This is a genomic window from Paractinoplanes atraurantiacus, assembly GCF_900215205.1.
GTDB lineage: Bacteria > Actinomycetota > Actinomycetes > Mycobacteriales > Micromonosporaceae > Actinoplanes > Actinoplanes atraurantiacus.
This window is the reverse complement of sequence record NZ_OBDY01000024.1, coordinates 31,567-43,989: the sequence shown is the minus strand read 5'-3', so window position 1 is coordinate 43,989 and position 12,423 is coordinate 31,567. Positions and strand designations below refer to the sequence as shown.

The window sequence follows — 12,423 nt, the reverse complement described above, 5'->3', positions numbered from 1 at the left end:
ACCGGTAACTTTGGGTGGGGAGCGAAGCGGTGGTGCGCAAGGACCGAGTGCCGAGGGCGCCGACGATCTACGACGTCGCGCGCGTGGCCGAGGTCTCCCACCAGACCGTGAGCCGCTATCTGTCCGGCGTCTCCCCGCTGCGCCCGGCCTCGCGCGAGCGCGTCGAGCGGGCGATACAGGAGCTCGGCTACCGGCCCAGCCTCACCGCCCGGGCGCTGGCCCGCGGCGAGTCCCGCACGGTCGTCGCCCTCACCGGCGAGCTGCTCGAGGTCGGCACGGTCCAGCTGGTCGAGGGCGTGCGGCGGGCCGCGCGCGCCGCCGGCTACGTGCTCGACGTGATGACGTACGACGCGAGCGACCCGGACGAACTCGCGCGGACGCTCACCAGCATCCGCCCGGATGTCGCCGGGGTGCTCGCGATCGCCGACACCGACCAGCTCCGCGAGGCCGTCGACCGGCAGTCGCCCGACCTGCTCGTCACCGTCACCGAGGACGCGCCCGGCGCCAACACCGTCGAGGCCCACCTCGCCATCGCCCGCCACCTCATCGACCTCGGGCACGACCGGGTCACGTACGTCGCCGGGCCGCGCGACTGGCGCTCCGCCCGGACCCGCCTGCGCGCCTTCGAACAGGCCGCGACCGGCCTCGCCGGCGATCGCCTGTTCGCGGCGGGCTGGTCGGCCGCGGCCGGATACGAGGCGGCGAGACTGCTGACCGATCCGACGGCCGTCGTCTGCGCCAACGACCAGATCGCCCTCGGCGTGACCCGGGCCCTGGCCGAGCGCGGCCTCGACGTGCCGGCCGACGTCAGCGTGGTCGGCTACGACGACATGCCCGAGTCGGCGTACTTCTCGCCGCCGCTGACGACCGTGCGCCAGGACTTCGCCCTGCACGGGGCGCACGCGTTCCGCCGCGTCCTGGACCGGCTCGAGCCGGACGTGCCGCGCGAGCCGCTGCCCGCGGTCGAGGACCACCTGATCGTGCGCGGCTCCACGGCCGCGCGACGCGCATAGCAAGAGCAAGGAAAGGACCGGAATGCCGATCTGGTACGGCGGGGACTACAACCCGGAGCAGTGGCCGCGCGAGGTGTGGGACGAGGACGCCTCGCTCATGCGGACCGCGGGCGTCAACCTGGCGACCGTCGGCGTCTTCTCGTGGTCGCGGCTCGAACCGCGCGACGGCGAGTTCGACTTCGAGTGGCTCGACGTGGTGCTGGAGAAGCTGCACGCCGCCGGCGTCCGCGCCGACCTGGCCACCGCCACGGCCTCGCCGCCGCCGTGGCTCACCCTCAAGCACCCCGAGATCCTGCCGGTCACCGCCTCGGGCGTACGCCTGTCGACCGGCAGCCGGCAGCAGTACTGCCCGAGCTCGCCGCTGTACCGTGGCTACGCGACCCGCCTCGTGACGGCGCTGGCCGAGCGCTACGGCTCGCATCCGGCCCTCGAGATGTGGCACATCAACAACGAGTACGGCTGCCACGTGAGCCGCTGCTACTGCGACGTCTCGGCCGGCGCTTTCCGGTCGTGGCTGCGGGACAAGTACGGCACTGTCGACGGCCTGAACGACGCCTGGGGCACCGCTTTCTGGTCGCAGACCTACTCGTCCTTCGACGAGGTCTTCCCGCCCAGGGACGCGCCGACCTTCAAAAACCCGGCCCAGCTGCTCGACTTCGACCGGTTCGGCTCGCACGAGCTGCTCGAATGCTTCCGGGCCGAGGCCGCCATCCTGCGCGCGGCCACCCCGGACATCCCGCTCACCACCAACTTCATGGGCTTCTTCAAGCCCGCGAACTACTGGGAATGGGCGAAGGAGCTCGACTTCGTCTCCGACGACAGCTACCCCGACCCGGCCGACGACACCGCCTATCTGCAGTCGGCGATGACCCGCGACCTGATGCGCTCCCTCGCCGGCGACAAGCCGTGGGTGCTGATGGAGCAGGCCCCCAGCGCGGTCAACTGGCGCCCGCAGAACGCGGCCAAGAGCCCCGGCCAGATGCGCGCCTGGTCGTACCAGGCCATCGCCCGCGAGGCCCGCGGCATCATGTACTTCCAGTGGCGCCAGTCCATCGCCGGCGCCGAGCAGTTCCACTCCGGCATGGTGCCGCACAGCGGCACCGACACCCGCGTGTGGCGCGAGATCGTCGACTTCGGGGCCGAGTTGAAGGCGCTCTCCGGTGTCCTGCCGTCCACAGTGGCCGCGCCGCCGGTCGAGGCGGCGATCGTCCTGGAATGGGAAAGCTGGTGGGCCCTCGAACAGGCGGCCCGCCCCACCCGGCTGAGCTACGCCGCGCAGATCTCGGCCTGGTACAAGGCCTTCGCTCAGGCCGGCCTCCGGGTCCGCTTCGTGCACCCCGGCGCCGACCTGGGCTCCTACCGCGTCGTCGTCGCGCCCACCCTCTTCCTCGCCTCCGAGGCCGACCTCGAGAACCTCGGCGCGTACGCCCGTGACGGCGGCACGCTCATCGTGACGTTCCAGAGTGGGATCGTCGACGAGAACCTGCGCGTGCGCCCCGGCGGCTACCTCGGCCCGCTCCAGCGGACGCTCGGCTTGTGGATCGAGGAGTTCACCCCGCTCGCCGTCCGCCCGGCCGCGCTGGCCGGCACGGTCACCTCGTCGTCGGCGACCTGGAGCGAGGTCGTACGCCTCAACGGCGCCACGGTCGAGTCCGAGTTCACCGACGGCCCCGCCGCCGGCGGCCCGGCCATCACCAGCAACGGCACCGCCTGGTACGTCGCGGCCGACCTGGCCGCCGACGGCAAGGCGGCCCTGGTCGAGACGATCCTGGCCCGGCTCGGCCTCGACCTGCCCCGCCCGGTGCCCGGCGTCGAGCACATCACCAGCCAGTCCGACACGTACGTCATCAACCACAACCCGCTGCCGTACGTCGTCGAGCTCGACGGGACCGACCTGCTCACCGGCAAGCCGGCCCGCGGCCTGGAACTGCCCCAGTACGGCGTGGCCATCGTCAGACCTTGACGGCGCCGCTCGTCTTCGACGACAGCATGGCGCTCGCCGGCGCCACCACCCGATAGGTGGCGCCGGCGACCAGGCCGGTCACGAGGCGGCTGCTCGCGGCCGGATACGTACGGACCGCACGCCAGCCCTTCCCGGTCCACCGCTGGACGCTGAGCCGCTGCCCGCCCACCCCGGTCATCGCGATCCGCATCTTGCGGGCGCCGGCCTTGGCCACGGTGAGCCGCGGCCGCACCACGTACGAGGTCACCGGTGTGGTGACACCCGCGACCGTCAGGCGTACGCGCCGGTTCGCCGTGGCCGTCGCGGCGACGGTCACCGTGCCGTTGGCGGTGGTCGTCATCGACGTACAACCGAACGCTTTGTTGCCCGAGGCGACGCAAACCTGTGCGGCTCGCCCGGCCAGCGGGCGGCCCTCCGAGACGACGGTGTAGCGGGTGGTCAGCCGCGTGCCGTAGGCGACGTCGCGCCCGCCGCTGCTCACCGCGATCGCCGTCCCCGGCGCCGCCTTGGCCAGCGCCGCAACCGGATCGACGCGCCCCCAGCCGTAACTGGTGTCCTTACCCGGCGTTCCGAGGTCCACCGCGGAGCTCTCCAGCGCCTGCTCGATCTGATCGGGACGCCAGGCTCGGCGGTACGCCTTCAGCAGCGCCACGACTGCGGCGACATGCGGCGACGCCATCGACGTGCCGCTCATGCTCCCGTAGCCGCCCTTGGCCGTCGGCACGGTGCTCAGGATGCCCACGCCGGGCGCGGCCACGTCGACGTAGGACCCCCGGTTGGAGAAGGTGGCGACCGTGTCGGCCGAATCGGTGGCGGCGGCCGCGATGACACCGGGGTCGGCGCCCGGATAGCTGACCGGGCTGCCCTTCTGAGCGTCGTTGCCGGCCGCGGCGACCACGGTGACGCCCTTGCCGCGCGCATAGGCGATGGCCTGGGTCACGGCGGCGAGCTGGTCGGTCGAGCCGAGCGACATGTTGATGACCTGGGCGCCGTGGTCGGCGGCGTAGACGATCCCGCTCGCCGCGTCGGCCATGCTGCCGGTGCCGTCGGCGCCCAGCACCCGGATCGGCAGAATCCTGGCCGAAGGAGCCACCGCCGAGACGCCGACGCCATTGCCGGTCAGGGCGGCGATAGTGCCGGCCACGTGGGTGCCGTGGCCGTTCGGGTCGGTGCTGACGCCGGTCGTCCCGGCGACGTAGTCGATGCCGGGCAGGACGTTGCCGGCCAGATCGGGGTGGGCGGCGTCGACGCCGGTGTCGATGACGGCGACGGTCACCCCGGCCCCGGTCGAGCGCTGCCAGGCCGTGGTCAGCTTGAGCTTGGCGAAGTCCCACTGGTCGGCCCGGTACGGGTCGGTGCCGCCCGGAACCTCGGCGGTGCGAACCGTCTTGTCGAGCTCCACGGCGATGGACCGGGCCCGGTTGTGGCCCTCCCGGACGTAGCGCCGCGCGGCGCTCCTGTCGGTGGCCGTGCGGATGTCGACGACCGGCCGCCCGGCGCCGTCCAGAGCGGTGCTGACCACCCGGGCCGGCTTCCGGACCGACACCTCGGCCGGCAGCAGACCATCGGCGTCGTCCACCCCGTAGGCGGCCGGCGCCGCCAGCGAGGCGGCCCCGGAGATTGCCACGACCACGACGAGACCACGTACGAGCGACTTCATGTGCTCACAGTCGGCAGCCACCCCACCCACCAAGGGACACCCCAGGAGCGACCCGGTTGCGAAACGGTTCAGGCGGCCTCGGTCAGGTCGGCCAGGTCGATGCCGGCCTTCTCCAGCACGAGCCGCACGTCGTCGAGGGCGAGGGAGTCGACGACGTTGTCGCCGTGCACGATCCGGTACCACTCACGGCCGTCGCGGCGCACGGCTTCGACCCGCCAGGCGGCGTCCTTGGTCATGACGGTGCCCGTCACCTCTTCCGGCACGAGCGCCGGAGAAGACCGGGCCGGAGGGGGAGGAACCAGTGAGGAGAGGTCGCGGTCGGGGCGCAGGCCGCGCCATGAAGCGTGGCGGAGGCGGCCGTCGACGGTCCAGTTGCGGAAAGCCACCTCGCCGACGAGTGTGGGCTCGACCCAGCGGGCGTGACGGGCGTGGTCGCGGGGGACGCCGGGCACGGGGGCCGTGGTGCGGCGCGCAGCGTCGAGCGAGGCCTGAAGGTGGTGGAGCATCGCGTCGGTGAAGCCGGTGCCGACCTGGCCCGCGTACCGGAGCAGCGTGGCGACCTCGGCCAGCTCCGGATAGGTGCTCGTGACGTCGTTGTCGTTGCGGGTCAGCGCCCGCACCTCGCCCTCCTCGGCATAGGTGACCGCGCGGACGCCGTCGTACTTGAACTCGAACGCCCAGCCCGCGCCCGTGGGCAGCCGGCCGAGCGCGGCCAGCATCGGCCGGACGAGCGCCCCATCGATCTTCATGCGCTCGGGCTACCCTCGCCACGGCCGGGTGATACCCCTTGACCAGGAATTACACCGTGGTAATTAAGCCCGCTGCCGCCACGCCTCGGTGAGCAGCGCCACCAGCCGTTCGGTGCGGCCCGAGGAGGCGGCGGCGAGGAACTCCTCGACGATTCTGCGGGCTGGCCTACGCCGCTGTGCGATTGCGGTTCCGGCGGGGCATGGCCGGCCCGGCGGCCACCCGGCGCGTACGCGTGGGCAGGCCGAAGGTCGGGTGCGAGGTGGCCCACAGCGACATCCCGAGGATGCTCGCCTTGATCCTCGCGGCCGTCCGGCCGCCCAGATGTCTCGGCGTCGGCTGCGCTTGGCCGTCGACGAGTTGGATGATTCCGTCCCGCCGCCCGAGGCTGATGTGGTTGCCCCGATAGTCCAGCTTGACGGTGCGGATCGGGCGGTCGGCCAGGCGGCCCATGATCGCCATCATCGCCTGGCGGCCGGTGTGGCCCGCCGACGCATAGGACATCGGCAGCGGCCGGCCGGTCTCGCGGTGCAACTGCAGCCGCTGGACGAAATCCGGTTGAGTGTGACGCGCATCACATACAGGTGGCGAGGTGAGGGGACCGGTGGCGGGTACCACCCGGGCATGGCGCGACCTATCTGGACAGGGGCGATCACCTTCGGCCTGGTGTCGGTGCCGGTGGCGATGTACTCCGCCACCCACGAGCACGAGGTCGGCTTCCACCAGTTCGAGAAGGGCACCGGCGACCGCATCCGCTACAAGCGGGTGAACGAGCGCACCGGCAAGGAAGTCGACTACGACAACATCGTCAAGGGCGCTGATGTCGGCGGCGGCGACTACGTCATGCTCGACCAGGAAGAGCTCGACTCGGTGGCCCCCGGCCGTTCGCGCAGCCTCGACGTCGACCGGTTCGTCGAGCTCGACGCCATCGACCCGCTGTACTACGACAAGACGTACTTCCTCGGGCCCGGCCGCGAGGAGACCGAGAAGGTCTACGGCCTGTTGCGGGACGCGATGGCCGACTCGGGTCGCGCCGCGATCGGCACGCTGGTGATGCGCGGGAAGGAATATCTGGCCGCGATCCGCGCCGACGGCGACCTGCTGATGCTGCAGACGATGTACTTCGCCGACGAGGTCCGCGACCCGAAGGACCAGATCGACTCGCTGCCGCGCCGCAACGCCGCCAAACCGGCCGAGCTCCACATGGCTCAGCAGCTGATCGACTCGATGACCGGCAAGTGGCGCCCCGCCGATTTCCGCGACACCTACACCGACCGCGTCAACCAGCTCATCGACGAGAAGAAGGCCGGCAAGGAGATCACGCCGGCCGCCGAGGCCCCCGAGCCGACCGCCGCCACCGACCTCTTCGAAGCGTTGCGCCGCAGCGTCGAGGCCGCCAAGAAGGGCCGGGCAACGTCGAAGTCCCAGAGCGCTTCGTCCGTACGCAAGTCCGCCGCACCCAAGCGCAAGTCCGCCTCATCCGGAAGCTCCGCGCGAGGGAAGGCGGGTGGGAAGGGCGCGAAGTCGAAGGCGGCCGACCTCAAGGAGATCTCGAAGGGTGACCTGCTCAAGCTCGCACGCGACCTCGACGTGCCGAAGCGGACCACCATGAGCCGTGCCGACCTCGAGAAGGCCGTCCGCAAGGCCCAGCGCCAAGCCGCCTAGGGTGCGTCGATCCGCTCGAGCCAGCGGTCCAGCAATGCCGCCTCCGAGGGCTCCAGGTTCGGCGTACCGGCAAGGGAAAGGCTCGAGCGCAACTGGCGCGCCCCGGCCCGTACGGGATCGGGGCCTTTGATCTGCGCCGGGTTTTCGGTGAGGACGGCCGCGAAGACCGCGTCGCGCGCGCGATGGGACAGGGCCGGGTCGTCGAACAGTGCGGGCTGCGCGATGCGGCTCAGCGCCACCCCGATGTTCGCCGGCAGGATCAGCTGGGCGGCCAGGCGCGGGGTCGTCCGCAGCGCGCCCGCCGCCGCCGTGCGGACCAGCGTCGCCTCCAGCAGCTCCAGGATGCGGCGGTGCGCGCTCGACGCGGCGCCCGCCCGCGGCGCGAACATCAGCTGGTAGAGGGCCGGGTTTTCGGCGGCGAAGGCCATGTGGTCGTCCCAGCCCACGTACATGTCCGCCACCGGGTCGTCGCTGACCTCCAGGTCGGCCTTGCGGCGCGCGTACCGCTCGAAACCCGCGTCGGCCACGGCGTCGAGGAGGCCGCGCTTGTCGCCGAACAGCCGGTACAGCACGGGCTGGGTGACACCGACCTGCTCGCACACGGCCCGCGTCGCGATGTCACCGTCGGGCGAGGCCGCCAACTGCCGCTCGGCCGCCTCGATCAGCGCCGCCCGCACCGCGCCGTCCTCCGCCTTCTGCATCAATCAATGATACGCCAAAGAGCTAACATTGATTTTGTACGCCTTCGACGCCATCACGCGCTCGGGTGTGTCGAGTCGCCGTACAAAATCGCCGGGTGACAGAAGCGTCAAGTAGTCGCGCCAGGCCTCGAGGTCGCGCTGCCACGCCTCCATGAAGTCCTGGCAGAGCCGGTGGGTGATGTCGGCGCTGCGGCCCCGGGCCGTCTCCAGCGAGCGGCGCATCTTGCGGTGCGCGGGCGTCTCGCCCAACTCCGCGATGACCAGGTCGATGAAGGCCCGCCGGCGATAGAGGGCGTCGCCCCAATGGCCGGACCCGGCGGTGTCGATGCGCTCACCCGCGTCGAGAAGCCAGAACAGGCCCTCGGCCAGGGTGTCGCCGAGCTCCTCGCCGGCCGCCCGGGCCGGGTTGGCGAACGGATCGTACGTGCGCTGCCGCATCTCGCCCGCGCGCGCGGCCCGGAAGGGCACCCCGTCGCCCAGCAGGAACAACCAGTCCTCGTTGTAGATGTTGGGGTAGAAGGACTTCGTGCGGAGCGCGTCGACGATCATCGCGCCGCCGCCGATGAACGTGTCCTGACGGCCGCCGACCTCCCGGTAGGCGTGGCACACCACCGAGTTGTCGAAGTAGCCGCTGTTGGCCAGGCCGACGGCGCGGTAGTGGTCGGCCAGGCCGGCCGCCCGGTGCAGTTGTGCCGGGTCGTCGATCAGGATGTCGTCGTCGAGGAAGAGCACCCGCTGCCAGCCGAAGTCGCGGGCCAGCACGAGGCCGAGGTTCCTTTTCAGGCTCAGGTCGCTGGTGCTGCCGAAGCCGTGCGCCCGCAACAGCTTGTCGGTCTCGAACGACGGCAGCAGCCCGGCCAGCGTGTCGTCGACGCCGACCGCGAGCGTGGCCGACTCCAGATGGTCGGCGAGCTTCACCGCCTGCTCGGGCGCCGACGCGCGGCTGCAGAGGGCGACCACGGGAGCGCCGATCGTCGTGCCGACCTCCATGACGTGCCGCAGCGCGTCGGCCGGCCAGGCGGTGGGGACGATGATGGCGTCCAGGCGCGCCGTGACCTCCCGCGCCGACACGTCGACCCGGTCGAGCAGGTGGGTGTGTGAGCCGTGGTGAAGACTCTCCATCGTGGACACGCGGCGGAGCATAGTCAGGCCTCCGGCCACCCGTGCAGGACGGTGTCGGGCGCCGTCCAGTCGGGCGTCGTCACCACACCGTTGAGCACCTGCACGCGGAACAGCAGGCTGAACGCGTCCTCGTCGGGGAACCGGTCGGCCAGGAACGCGGCGTTCTTGTCCCGGAAAACGTCATGTGTAAGCGCGCGCACCGCTCCGTACACGCCTTTGCCGTACATGCCGTTGCATACGGTGATGGTCTTCTCCAGGTTCAGCGGATTGGCCGCCCGGAAGAAATGACCCACGTCCTGGACCAGGATCCGGTCGTCGCCCCGGGACACGAACTCTGGTGTGAACGACTGGGCCTGCCCGTCGGTGACGACGCGGAAGCAGCCGCGGCTGGGGTCGGTGTCGTCGGACAGCTGCGTCACCGGAACGGGTGTCAGCCGCATGGCGTCCTGCGTCGCGCTGTTCCAGTCGATGCCGCCCAGCAGCACCAGATGTTTCGTCCAGTCAGTCTCCTTCATGTCCCGCGCGCTCGCCCACTGAACCTCGAGATCGGGGTTCACCGCGCGGATGTGACCGTGCAGCTCGAAGAGGGAGTCGAGGTCGGCCAGCCGGGACAGCTTGGAGCGGTCGGGGTCGAAGTCGGTCTGCGGCTCGCCGTTGCCGGGCTCGGCGCAGACGATCATGATCGGGCCCTCGTCGTAGAACCACGGCCCGTGGCCGACGATGGTCGAGTCGGTCCTCGCGGGCGCCGGCGCCTCGCGCAGCGCGAACAGCTCCCGGGCCAGCTTGTCGCGGGTCTCGGCCTCGTCGGCGGTCAGGTCCTGCTCGCTGATCAACCGGTACGGCCGCGACTCGATCGACCGGCGCGTGCTGTAGAAGGTCAGGATGGCGTTGAGCCGGTCCTCCGGAGGCGGCGTCGGATCGGCCAGGCGCTCCCAGGACGAGACGAGCTGGACACTCGTCTTCTTGCGGCCGGCCAGGGCCTCGGCCAGATCGGCCTGGGTGATCGAGACATCGGGCCACCACGACTTGCGCAGCTCGCGCAGTCGCTTGGCCAGGACGCGGCCGGGGTCGCCGACAGTCGCCACTCCCGCACCTCCAGAAAAGTTCACTGTACTACAACTGGATGCTGGCGGTCGGCACCTTAGCAAGTCGAGGGCGTTGCTGGCGAGAGGCGCGCCACCAGGAACGATCGTGAGTGAATGCTTCAGCTTTATCTTGCTATTGCTAGTCCGAGGTTCAGCAACTTACAGTCAATGAACCAGTACTACAGGTAGATCCGGATGGAAGTCCCGATCGCGTGTAGAAAGGTTCACCCGATGGAAGAGAGCACCTACACACAGGACCTGCTGAACGCCATCGCCGCCGCCACGACGCTGGCCGCGATCCTCGCCGCCGCCGGTGTGGCCGTCTACGCGACCTACGTCATCATCCGCGTCTGCGCCCGTCAGGCCACAGTCGCCATCTACCTCACCACGGTGCTCGTCGTCGGGTTCGTCATCATCGGCCTGCTGAACCGCTGACGCTCGCGCTGCTGTCGAACATCGACAGCAGCGCCACCCGGCGGGCACGATCACCAGAGGACGGCCGATCAGGAGACCGATGGTGAGCGATGTGGTGTCGATCAGGACGGCGTCGGACGAAGACGTCCGCAAGTTCGTCGAGAACCGGAACGAACGGCACTACTTCCTTGATCACCTCGGGCAGGACCACGGGATCATCCTCTTCGCCTTCCGCGGCGAGGTGCTGGCCGGCTACATCTTCGTCCGGCTGGCCCCGGCCGAGGAGCCGGAGCTGCGGGCCGGGCTGCCGGGCGTGCCGCTCCTGCAGCACCTGCGGGTGCTCGAGGAACATCAACGCTCCGGAGTCGCCCGGCGACTACTCAGCGAAGCTGAACGACAGCTCACCCTGCGCGGTTACCACCGTGTCGCGCTCGGCGTCCATCCCTCGAATGAGCGGGCCATCAACCTGTACAAAGGCCTATCCTTCACGGCGTGGCGAGAGGAGAGTCTCCCCACGTTCCATGTAGAAGTGCTCGACGACGACAGCACCGAGCGTAGCGACGACGTCTGTCTCGTCTTCGTCAAGCACCTGGAACGACTGCCCTGGATAGGACGACCTTGACCTGGATCGTGACCGGTGGCGCCGGCTACATCGGCGCGCACGTCGTCCGCCGGCTGAGCGGCCGGTGCGAAGTGGTGGTCTTCGACGACTTCTCCACCGGGCGTCCCGAGCGCCTGCCCGGCGACATCGCCGTCGTCAAGGGCTCGGTGACCGACCCGGACGACCTCGCCCGGCTGTTCGAGCGCGGTCCCGTCGACGGGGTCATTCACCTCGCGGCGTCGAAGACGGCGCCGGAGTCGATGGCCGACGGCGACCCGTTCTGGCTGAGCAACGTCGGCGGCGTCCGGATGCTGGTCGAGGCGATGACCAAGGCCGGTACGGGCCGGTTGCTCTTCGCCTCCTCGGCGGCGGTGTACGGCGACACGGGTCATCGGCGGGCCACCGAGAAACGGCGCCCGGAGCCGGTGAACCCGTACGGCCTGACCAAGCTCGAGGGCGAGCAGATCATGGGCCGGTCCCGGCTGCGGACGATGGCGCTGCGGCAGTTCAACGTCGTGGGCGCGGGCACGCACGCGTCGGCCGCGGACACCGGCCCCGCGAGCCTGCTGCCGGCCGTCTTCCGGGCTCTGACCGAAGGATCGAAGCTTGTCGTACGCGGTGACGACTACCCGACGCGCGACGGCAGCGCGATCCGCGACTACGTGCACGTGGAGGACGTCGCCCAGGCGTACGTCAAAGGGGTCTCGCTCCTGTCGGGCCGAAGGCCGATGCGGCGGCACTCGGTGGTGAACGTGGGAAGCGGTCAGGGCACCTCCGTGCTGGAGCTGGTCCGGCTGGCGGGGAAGGTGGCCGGGGCCGAGGTGCCGTTCCGCGTCGGCGAGCGCCGGCCGGGTGACGCCGCCGAGTCCGTCGCCGACGTGAGCCGGGCGCGGCGGAAAGGACTCGGGCCCAGCCGTTCGCTCCACGAGGCCGTCTCGTCGGCCTGGGAGTCGTGGCGCCACGATCTGGGTAGGTGAACGGCATGCGCTTCGTTGTGCAACGGCATCGTGCCCGGCGGCTGCACTACGACTTCCGCCTCGAGATCGGCGGGGTGCTGGCCAGCTGGGCCGTGCCCAAGGGGCCGACGCTCGATCCCCAGGTGCGGCGGGCGGCCTTCCAGGTCGAGGACCACGAACTGTCCTACTACGACTTCGAGGGCGTCCTTCCGGCCGGGCGGTACGGCGCCGGCGATGTCATAGTGTGGGACGCCGGAACCTTCGAGCCGCAAGGCGATCCGGGGCAGGCGGTCAAGGACGGCGAGATTCATTTCGATGTGTACGGCGAGAAGCTGCGCGGCCGCTTCGTCCTGGTGCGCACGCGCCAGGGAGCCAACGGCAAGTGGGAATGGCTGCTGCTGCACAAGCGCGACGAGTACGCGGTCGAGGGCTGGGACGCCGAGGACCACCCGCGTTCGGTGCTGAGCGGGCGCACGAACGACGAGTTGCTCTAATG

General features: G+C 70.6%; 13 protein-coding genes. 7 read left to right on the top strand and 6 right to left on the bottom strand.

The window, feature by feature from the left end:
• The first annotated feature begins 32 nt into the window (after positions 1-32).
• Both CRP55_RS37435 and CRP55_RS37430 read left to right on the top strand, forming a co-directional pair.
• A complete protein-coding gene (locus CRP55_RS37435; RefSeq protein WP_179855492.1) occupies positions 33-1,013 on the top strand; it encodes a LacI family DNA-binding transcriptional regulator in 981 nt (326 codons plus the stop codon).
• A gap of 22 nt (positions 1,014-1,035) precedes the next feature.
• Complete coding sequence (locus CRP55_RS37430; protein ID WP_097326734.1) at positions 1,036-2,976, top strand: beta-galactosidase; 1,941 nt, start codon at positions 1,036-1,038, stop codon at positions 2,974-2,976.
• Here CRP55_RS37430 and CRP55_RS37425 read toward each other — a convergent pair.
• The 3 genes from CRP55_RS37425 to CRP55_RS37415 all read right to left on the bottom strand — a co-directional run bounded on the left by CRP55_RS37425 (position 2,966) and on the right by CRP55_RS37415 (position 5,917).
• Complete coding sequence (locus CRP55_RS37425; protein WP_097326733.1) at positions 2,966-4,636, bottom strand: S8 family peptidase; 1,671 nt, start codon at positions 4,634-4,636, stop codon at positions 2,966-2,968. The two genes, CRP55_RS37430 and CRP55_RS37425, sit on opposite strands and share 11 nt — an antisense overlap.
• A gap of 68 nt (positions 4,637-4,704) precedes the next feature.
• Positions 4,705-5,385 carry an ATP dependent DNA ligase gene (locus CRP55_RS37420; RefSeq protein ID WP_218854804.1) on the bottom strand — a complete coding sequence of 227 codons (681 nt, stop codon included), beginning with the start codon at positions 5,383-5,385 and terminating at the stop codon, positions 4,705-4,707.
• 166 nt (positions 5,386-5,551) lie between these two features.
• Positions 5,552-5,917 (bottom strand): hypothetical protein, encoded by a 366-nt coding sequence (locus CRP55_RS37415; protein ID WP_097326732.1) that lies wholly within the window; start codon positions 5,915-5,917, stop codon positions 5,552-5,554.
• Positions 5,918-6,007: 90 nt separating this feature from the next.
• On the opposite strand from CRP55_RS37415, the gene ku reads away from it, so the two are divergent.
• Positions 6,008-7,048 carry a non-homologous end joining protein Ku gene (ku, locus tag CRP55_RS37410; RefSeq protein ID WP_097326731.1) on the top strand — a complete coding sequence of 347 codons (1,041 nt, stop codon included), beginning with the start codon at positions 6,008-6,010 and terminating at the stop codon, positions 7,046-7,048.
• On the opposite strand, the gene CRP55_RS37405 is transcribed toward ku, so the two are convergent.
• From CRP55_RS37405 to CRP55_RS37395, 3 genes are read right to left on the bottom strand one after another with little or no spacing between them, the layout of a single operon-like run.
• Positions 7,045-7,749, bottom strand: a complete 705-nt coding sequence (locus tag CRP55_RS37405; protein ID WP_097326846.1) for a TetR/AcrR family transcriptional regulator — start codon at positions 7,747-7,749, stop codon at positions 7,045-7,047. The two genes, ku and CRP55_RS37405, sit on opposite strands and share 4 nt — an antisense overlap.
• Before the next feature lie 3 nt (positions 7,750-7,752).
• The gene (locus CRP55_RS37400; RefSeq protein WP_143235194.1) at positions 7,753-8,880 is read right to left on the bottom strand and encodes a hypothetical protein; all 1,128 of its coding nucleotides are present in this window, start codon (positions 8,878-8,880) and stop codon (positions 7,753-7,755) included.
• 14 nt (positions 8,881-8,894) lie between these two features.
• A complete protein-coding gene (locus CRP55_RS37395) occupies positions 8,895-9,956 on the bottom strand; it encodes a helix-turn-helix domain-containing protein (protein WP_245923624.1) in 1,062 nt (353 codons plus the stop codon).
• Between the two features lie 231 nt (positions 9,957-10,187).
• On the opposite strand from CRP55_RS37395, the gene CRP55_RS37390 reads away from it, so the two are divergent.
• The 4 genes from CRP55_RS37390 to CRP55_RS37375 all read left to right on the top strand — a co-directional run bounded on the left by CRP55_RS37390 (position 10,188) and on the right by CRP55_RS37375 (position 12,421).
• Positions 10,188-10,391, top strand: coding sequence for a hypothetical protein (locus CRP55_RS37390; protein ID WP_097326729.1), 204 nt, complete (start codon positions 10,188-10,190; stop codon positions 10,389-10,391).
• Between the two features lie 82 nt (positions 10,392-10,473).
• Positions 10,474-10,992 (top strand): GNAT family N-acetyltransferase, encoded by a 519-nt coding sequence (locus CRP55_RS37385; RefSeq protein ID WP_179855491.1) that lies wholly within the window; start codon positions 10,474-10,476, stop codon positions 10,990-10,992.
• Positions 10,989-11,948, top strand: coding sequence for an NAD-dependent epimerase/dehydratase family protein (locus CRP55_RS37380; RefSeq protein WP_179855490.1), 960 nt, complete (start codon positions 10,989-10,991; stop codon positions 11,946-11,948). The genes CRP55_RS37385 and CRP55_RS37380 overlap by 4 nt, the downstream gene beginning before the upstream one ends.
• Positions 11,949-11,953: 5 nt before the next feature.
• Positions 11,954-12,421 (top strand): DNA polymerase ligase N-terminal domain-containing protein, encoded by a 468-nt coding sequence (locus tag CRP55_RS37375; protein WP_097326844.1) that lies wholly within the window; start codon positions 11,954-11,956, stop codon positions 12,419-12,421.
• Positions 12,422-12,423: the final 2 nt, after the last annotated feature.

Bases quoted from the DNA above. Each gene is read 5' to 3' on its own strand.
- CRP55_RS37425 (WP_097326733.1), bottom strand. From the start codon at position 4,636: ATGAAGTCGCTCGTACGTGGTCTCGTCGTGGTCGTGGCAATCTCCGGG.
- CRP55_RS37405 (WP_097326846.1), bottom strand. From the start codon at position 7,749: ATGCAGAAGGCGGAGGACGGCGCGGTGCGGGCGGCGCTGATCGAGGCG.
- CRP55_RS37430 (WP_097326734.1), top strand. From the start codon at position 1,036: ATGCCGATCTGGTACGGCGGGGACTACAACCCGGAGCAGTGGCCGCGC.
- CRP55_RS37375 (WP_097326844.1), top strand. From the start codon at position 11,954: ATGCGCTTCGTTGTGCAACGGCATCGTGCCCGGCGGCTGCACTACGAC.
- ku (WP_097326731.1), top strand. From the start codon at position 6,008: ATGGCGCGACCTATCTGGACAGGGGCGATCACCTTCGGCCTGGTGTCG.
- CRP55_RS37420 (WP_218854804.1), bottom strand. From the start codon at position 5,385: ATGAAGATCGATGGGGCGCTCGTCCGGCCGATGCTGGCCGCGCTCGGC.
- CRP55_RS37390 (WP_097326729.1), top strand. From the start codon at position 10,188: ATGGAAGAGAGCACCTACACACAGGACCTGCTGAACGCCATCGCCGCC.